Annotated in this window: 7 protein-coding genes and 1 pseudogene; 5 read left to right on the top strand and 3 right to left on the bottom strand. The window is 67.4% G+C overall.

All coding sequences use genetic code 11. The annotated features are described in order from the left end of the window. Positions 1-349 (top strand): anthrone oxygenase family protein (locus AC08OQ_RS16420; protein WP_476612174.1); only part of this gene is annotated, 349 nt, incomplete at its 5' end. A gap of 417 nt (positions 350-766) precedes the next feature. On the opposite strand, the gene AC08OQ_RS16415 is transcribed toward AC08OQ_RS16420, so the two are convergent. After that, on the bottom strand, positions 767-1348 hold the full coding sequence (locus AC08OQ_RS16415) for a TetR/AcrR family transcriptional regulator (RefSeq protein WP_476602128.1): 582 nt from the start codon (positions 1346-1348) through the stop codon (positions 767-769). Between the two features lie 186 nt (positions 1349-1534). On the opposite strand from AC08OQ_RS16415, the pseudogene AC08OQ_RS16410 reads away from it, so the two are divergent. Both AC08OQ_RS16410 and AC08OQ_RS16405 read left to right on the top strand, forming a co-directional pair. After that, positions 1535-1837, top strand: a pseudogene (locus AC08OQ_RS16410) (aldose epimerase family protein); the annotation flags it as partial. Positions 1838-1919: 82 nt separating this feature from the next. Then, on the top strand, positions 1920-2534 hold the full coding sequence (locus AC08OQ_RS16405) for an aldose epimerase family protein (RefSeq protein ID WP_476602127.1): 615 nt from the start codon (positions 1920-1922) through the stop codon (positions 2532-2534). Positions 2535-2586: 52 nt separating this feature from the next. Here AC08OQ_RS16405 and AC08OQ_RS16400 read toward each other — a convergent pair whose 3' ends face one another. Further along, a complete protein-coding gene (locus tag AC08OQ_RS16400) occupies positions 2587-3540 on the bottom strand; it encodes an alpha/beta hydrolase family protein (RefSeq protein WP_476602126.1) in 954 nt (317 codons plus the stop codon). Between the two features lie 301 nt (positions 3541-3841). Next, positions 3842-4336: a PaaI family thioesterase gene (locus AC08OQ_RS16395; protein ID WP_476602125.1), complete on the bottom strand. Its 495-nt coding sequence runs from the start codon at positions 4334-4336 to the stop codon at positions 3842-3844. A 265-nt stretch (positions 4337-4601) separates the two neighbouring features. Between AC08OQ_RS16395 and AC08OQ_RS16390 the strand changes: the two genes are divergently transcribed. Further along, positions 4602-5813, top strand: coding sequence for an NAD(P)/FAD-dependent oxidoreductase (locus AC08OQ_RS16390; RefSeq protein ID WP_476612173.1), 1212 nt, complete (start codon positions 4602-4604; stop codon positions 5811-5813). Continuing rightward, the gene (locus AC08OQ_RS16385) at positions 5813-6532 is read left to right on the top strand and encodes an SGNH/GDSL hydrolase family protein (protein ID WP_476612172.1); all 720 of its coding nucleotides are present in this window, start codon (positions 5813-5815) and stop codon (positions 6530-6532) included. Before AC08OQ_RS16390 ends, AC08OQ_RS16385 begins: the two co-directional genes overlap by 1 nt. Positions 6533-6729: the final 197 nt, after the last annotated feature.

The following is a 6729-nucleotide window of genomic DNA, read 5'->3' as shown; positions in this document are numbered from 1 at the left end:
CGTAATGGTCAAGCAGGCGTTCGATATCAGCTACCCGCGGATGATGAAACTGCTGCAGATTACAAACCTGATCGCTACGATCGCCCTGGCCGTCGCGGCTGGCGTCACCGGTGCGACGGCCTGCGCGGTGCTGGCCGGCATCGCGGCGGCCTGCGTCCTCACCAACATCCTGGTCACCGTGCGCGGCGACCTTCCGATCAACAATGCCATGGCCACCTGGCGGCCGGAGTCTCCGCCGGCCGACTGGCGGGAGCAGCGGGCACGCTGGGACTTCTTCAACAGCATCCGCACGACCGCCGCGGTGAGCGCGCTGGTTCTGCTGGCCCTGGCCGCGACCACCCAGTACTAACGCGGCTTCGCCCGCCCAAGCCTTCCAGCAGAAATTCACAGGCTTTGAACTTCGACGAATTCGGCGAGGTTAAGGTCATCTCTTATCGTCCAGTACACGTCCGGTACAGGAGTATCGATCTCCGTAAGAGGCGGGGAACGTGGGGGGCGGCAGCTCTTCCGGTCAGCGCATTGGTTGCTGCATTGGTTGCTTGATGACCAGGGAGAAGTGTCGTTTACTGGTCGGCGGGGGACCAGTCCTTGGGAGTCGAAATGAAATAACTTGCGCGTTTCGAACCCTCCACAGGCCTGTGACCTGCGATGATGCTCTCGATCACGTATTTGTTACTTCATTACGTCCCCTTGGCGAAGGTCTCCATCTGGGCGAGGACGAGGTCGATCGCCGCCTTCGGGCAGCTCCAGCGGGATGTGAGCCGGTTCAGAGCAGCGCGTGCTCGGCGGTCGCCAGGAGCCGGGCCGCGACCTCGTCGACCGGCAGCCTGCGGCCGGTGTAGAGCAGGTCGAACGCGTCGAAGCTGGTGAGCAGCCAGAGGACGTCGACCGCGGCGGCCACCGGCACGCGCAGGAGGCCGTGGGCGGCCAGGCGTTCGGCGAGATGTTCCATCCCGCCGAGACGGTCCTGCTCGGCCCGTCGCAGCGCGCCGTCGAGCGCCTGTTCCATCGAGCGCAGGGCCCACAGGGCGTCGCGCTGCCCGGCGTACACCCGCACGCTTGCGGTGATCCCGCCGCGCAGGTGGACGAGTGGGTCCGGATCCTGCACGGCCTGCACCAGGTCCGCGAAACCGCCCCGATCGAGCACGTCCTGGGTGAGGGCGTCGAACCGCCCTGCCCGGGAGCCGAACACCAGGTAGACCGTCGACCGGGCCACGCCCGCCTGCCGCGCGACCGCCTCTACGCTCGCGAGCCGGGGCAGCTGTTCGTACATCGCGTCGAGGATCCGGCGGCGGGTCTGGTCCGCACCAGCCGTGCGCAGCCGCTGCTCGTAGCGACGGGGAGACATGACTGCACCCTACGTTCGATGGACTGGCCGTCCGATGGAAGACAGCATGCCCAGTGAAAGACAGGCTGTCTCGAAACGAAGACAAGCCGTCTGTCAACCGTGGTGAACCGGACGGTCGGGGCCGCCCGGTGGGAAGCGAGAATCACGGTGCGGAGCGGCTGCTTCGAACAAGTTCGAACAAGAGGGATGGCGACAGTGAGCGGAACCGCGACGAGCACTCCGTCGCCGGCGTCAACGGGCGCGCCGGTGGCACCCAGCGGGGAGCAGGTCGAGATCGTCTACGGAGACGCGCGAGCCACGGTCGTCGAGGTCGGCGGCGGGCTGCGGACCTTCGAGGTGGGGGGTGTGGCCGTGCTCGACGGGTACGGCGTGACCGCGATGGCGGCCCGCGGCCGGGGACAGCTCCTACTGCCGTGGCCGAACCGGATCGACGGCGGCCGTTACACCTTCGCCGGGACCGTCCAGCAACTGCCGGTGAATGAGGTGGCCACCGGCAACGCCATCCACGGCCTGACGCGCTGGTCCGCGTGGGATCTCGACCGGTCCGGCCCGTCGGCGGTCCGGGCCCTTTGTGCTGCGCGCCCAGTCCGGCTACCCGTTCACGGTCGCCTTCACCGCCGACTACCGGCTCGGACCGAACGGTCTCAGGGTCACGATGAGTGCGACGAACCTGTCGAGCGGGCCGGCGCCGGTCGGGATGGGGGCGCATCCCTATCTCTTCGTCGCCGGTCGGGACGGGGCTCCGACTCGCGCGGACGACGTGCTGCTGACCGTACCGGCGCGCAGCCGACTGGTCACGAATGATCGACTCATCCCCATCGGAGCCACCGATGTGACGGACGGTCCGTTCGACTTCCGGCACGCCCGCGCGGTCGGGGACGTCGTCCTCGATACCTGCTTCACCGATCTGGACCGCGACGCGGACGGCCGGGCCCGGGTCCGGCTCGGTGCGCCGGACGGTGGGAGCATCGTCGTGTGGGCCGATGAGGCCTGGCCGTACCTCCAGGTGTTCACCGGTGACACCCTCGGGCCGGACGAACGCCGGCGCAGTGTCGCCGTGGAGCCGATGACGTGTCCCGCGAACGGGTTCAACAGCGGTGACGGGCTGCGGGTGCTGCCACCTGGCGGAACCTTCGGCGGCTCGTGGGGGGTCGTGCCGACGGCGCCGCCGGTGCCGGCGGCCTGACCACGTACGTCAGCGCTCGTCGTGCCGGGCGCCCGTCACCGTGCGGTTCCCGTCACCGTGCGCCCGTGCTGCTCCGGCCGAGGACGATGTCGATCCACTCGGCCACGTGGCGTGCTATGACCGCGGGTTCCTTCATCCAGTCGAAGTGACCGAGGTGGGTGGATCCACTCGTGCGGTCCAGATGGACGCGACGGACCTCCGAGCCCGTCAACCGGGTGGTGAAATGGTCGACCGCCCGGCGCGGCGCGAGATGGTCGGCGTCCAGGGAGATGGCCAGTACCGGCAGGGTCACCGCGCCGAGAAGACCGAGGAGGTCGGGCTCCGACTTGGCCAGCCGGTAACAGTCGGTGCGGGCACTTCTGGCCCAGTCCAGCATCAGCGCCCTGGGCTGCCGCCCGCCGAAGCCGAACCGGTGCCCGGGCCAGTAGCCCAGCAGCTGCGACACCCCCGCGACGAACGTGGAACCGCCTAGGACCCAGGCCGAACGGAGGGGCCTGAAGACGCGCCAGTACGAGGTGCCCGCGCCGATGACGGCCAGGCCGCTCAGCCCGCCGTTGTCGGGGGCCTCCCGCGCGGCACGCAGGAGCGAGAGTTGTCCGCCGAGACTGTGACCCACGACGAACAGCGGCGCCCCGGGGAATCGTTCCCGCGTCGCCGCCGTGATCGTCGGCAGGTCGTCCTCGACACCCTCCTGGTAGCCTCCCCGGCTGCCGGCCGAGCGCCGGAGCGCCGCGGCTCCGTGGCGATGCCAGCGCAGATCGGTTGTTACGACCGAGTACCCCAGCGACCGCAGTGCCTCGGCGAAGGGGGTGTAGTACTTCGTCCGAACCCCCATCGCCGGAAGCAGGAGAATCACCGGCGCGGACTCGTCGGCCTGCGGAAGAACACGCAGGCCGAACCGTGTCCCGGCAGCGGTGGAGACCTCGAGTTCCGTCTCGGTTCCCGCCGCGGGCCCGGTCTCGCCGGCGGCCGCCGGCGGGGTAGGAACAAGAGCATCTGCGGACACGTGCCGCTCCTTCCATCCGGATCGCCGATCGTCTGATCGGTATTTCCGGCAGCGGGTCCGATAAAGGTTGGTGAGTGCGGCCGGAAAGCCGGGCACGATGGTGAGCGTAGTAACGTCCGTGGACTTCCTCCAGTGAACTCGCGGAGGACGCCCGGGCCGGGACACCCTCGCCCGGGTGTCCCGGCCCGGGCGAGGGAGAGCCGCGGTTACGGGCTTTATCTGCGGGCAGGGCCCTCCTGTTGCCGGAGGCGCCTTGCCCGCAGGTGTTTTGCCTGCAGGTGTTTTGCCTGCAGGTGTCTTGTCAGGAGGCGTCGAACCAGGCGCGGTAGTCGAACTCCGCCTTGGCGACGAGGGTGCCGGCGTCGTCGTAGAGCAGCGAGCCCCCGCGGATCTCGAAGTGTTCTTCGGCGGTCCGTTCCGCTGCCGGGTGCGCGACCTCGAGGTCCACTGAACCGTGGGCCCGGATCCGGCCTACCGCCGGCCGCAGGTACATGATCCGGCAGTCGCGCAGCACGAAGCTGCGGAGGCTGAAGATCCTCGGTGCCAGGGCGCCCGAGAACGCTGCGGCTCCGGAGACCTCGGCGGCGAGGAACTGCGCCGCCGCATGCACGGTACCCATGTGGTTCTGGAGGTCGGGTCGGTTGGGGAGCTCCGCCACGCCACCGTCCCGGCGCAGCTCGACGACCCGCACCCCGGTCAGGTTACAGAACGGCACCATCGTATCGATGACGGAACGGAGTTGTTCGAGATTTGGTGGCGCGTCACCGTTCGCCTGAAAGTGCGCCTCGCGAACCATCTCCAATGGGGATCGTATCTCCGACTGAGCAGACATGTTACTGAGCATCCGCTGGACAGGTTTCTTCAGGATGAATTCGAGGCGACTTTACGAACCCTTTGCCATTGGTGATTCCTATCGTGCGATTACATCACCTTGTGATGTCTTGCAGGTATATAGGGGGTCTAGGAGGATGCCTAGGAGGATAATGACAACACATCCGCCGGGGACCTGTCGTGTCAGTGTGACGATCGGTTGACCGGTATACTTCAGGGAGTCTCCGACCATGTACGACGTGATTGTCGTGGGAGCGCGCTGCGCCGGCTCACCTGTGGCGATGTTGCTTGCCCGGCGCGGTCACCGGGTGCTGCTCGTCGACCGCGTGTCCTTTCCCAGCGACACGATCTCCACCCACTATCTTCAGCAGGCCGCACTGCTCCGTCTGCGGGAGTGGGGGCTGCTCGACGCACTCACGGCGACCAACTGCCGGCCGATCACCGACATGACGGTGTCCCACCTCGGTGTGGTCATCCGCGGGTTCGCTGACCCGATCGACGGACTGGCGTTCTCGATGGCGCCGCGCCGCATCGTGCTGGACAAGATCCTGCTCGATGGCGCGGTCGCGGCGGGTGTCGAGGTCCGGGAGGGCTTCTCGGTCCGCGATCTGATCCGCCACGACGACGGCACGGTCGCGGAGATCGTGGGCCGGGACGCCACGGGAGCCGTCGTCGAGGAGCGGGCCACTCTCGTCGTGGGCGCCGACGGCCGCAACTCCGTCGTGGGTGACCTGGTGGGAGCCGACTTCTACAAGGTCGTGCCGGCGGCCAGCTTCATCTACTACTCCTATTTCAGTGGGCTGGACTGGCAGTTCCACAGCCGGTTCGGTGACCGTGAGCAGTGCGCCGGCTGGCCCACCCATGACGGGCTCACTCTCGTCACCGCGATGCGCAACCTCGAGGATTTCGAGGAGTTCCGCGCCGACATCGACGGGAGCCTGCGCCGGACCTTCCGCAGCGTCGCGCCCGAGCTCGCCGAGGATCTCGACAGCCATGGCGTCGTCCAGGAGGACCGTTACTACGGAATCCGTTACCCGGACAACTACTACCGCACGTCCTATGGCCCGGGTTGGGCGCTGACCGGGGACGCTGGTTACCACAAGGACCCGGTGACCGGTCTGGGCATCACCGACGCCTTCCGCTGCGCGGACCTGCTGACCGAGCACGTGGACCAGGCGCTGCGTGGCGACCGGCCCATGGGCGAGGCCCTCGCCGAGTATCAGCGGTTGCGCGACGAGGAGTCGGCCGGTGCGTTCAATTTCACCACGACGCTGGGCGAGCTGGACTTCCCGCCACACCTCGTGGCGCTGTGGCGAGCCCTACCGAACAATGAGACGGCGCGCGCGCAGTTCTTCGGAATGATCGCGGGTGTCGTGCCGTCGTCGGTCTTTCTCGCGCCGAAGAACGTCGAGTCCATCATGTTGGCCGCGGCGGCCGTGTAATGGACAGTCGACCGATCATCGGCGGTCCGACGCCGTCGCCGATGCTCACCGTGGTCGGCGACAGCTTCGCCGAGGGCCGCGGTGACCCGGCGCCCGACGGCGCCTGGATCGGCTGGGCGCCCAGAATGGCCGCGGCTCTGGGTATCCTGCGCAGTCGCGTTCTCAATCTGGGGCGGAACGGCGCGACGACGCAGGATGTCATCGACACGCAGCTCGACGTCGCTGCCTCCGCCCCGGCGGCCCTCGTCGGGATCGCCGCGGGCAGCAACGACCTGCTCGCGGACTACTCGCAGGCCAGGTTCGAACAAAACTTCACTCACCTAGTCGCAACTCTCGCGGTCCCGGGAACCACCGCGTTCACCTTCACCTTCCCGGACCTCACCACCAGGCTCTCGGCGCCGCCGGCGATCCTGGACGTGCTCCGCGCCAGGATCGAGCAGGCGAACGACCATGTCCGCTCGACCGCGGCGAATCACGGAATTCTCCTCGTCGATTTCGATCACGTCGACCGCGCCCACGATTCCCAACTGTGGAATCCCGGGGACTACCATCCTAACGCGGCCGGCTACGAATTTGTCGCCGGTCTCCTCGCGGAGTTGGTGCGCGAAGTCCTGTCGCGTCCGGCTCCCCGGATCCCGGTGCCGGTCCCATCCTGGCCCTGTTCGGTTGACCGGTCCCTCGACGTATTCCGACCCGACGTCGAGTCGGATCGGGAGTGAAGTATCTCGGGTCTTCGAAGTTAACCGGGGTGGGCGTGAGACCCCAGCCAGTTTGGTAACTGTACGTAATGTTGGTTCGGCGTGGCCTGCTGTGACCTGATGTGGCATGCCTCGTGCCTTGATATGAATCGCTAACACCTCTTGGAGATCTTGTTTGTTCCTGACGCAACCGTGAGGTCACGGAGCTACGGGCTTGG

The organism is Frankia sp. CcCS3, assembly GCF_977927575.1.
Note: the sequence above shows the minus strand (reverse complement) of the source record. Positions and strands in the feature narration are given on the sequence as shown.

Excerpts from the sequence above, each read along its gene's own strand:
- AC08OQ_RS16415 (WP_476602128.1), bottom strand. The coding sequence starts at position 1,348 with ATGTCTCCCCGTCGCTACGAGCAGCGGCTGCGCACGGCTGGTGCGGAC.
- AC08OQ_RS16395 (WP_476602125.1), bottom strand. The coding sequence starts at position 4,336 with ATGGTTCGCGAGGCGCACTTTCAGGCGAACGGTGACGCGCCACCAAAT.
- AC08OQ_RS16390 (WP_476612173.1), top strand. The coding sequence starts at position 4,602 with ATGTACGACGTGATTGTCGTGGGAGCGCGCTGCGCCGGCTCACCTGTG.
- AC08OQ_RS16385 (WP_476612172.1), top strand. The coding sequence starts at position 5,813 with ATGGACAGTCGACCGATCATCGGCGGTCCGACGCCGTCGCCGATGCTC.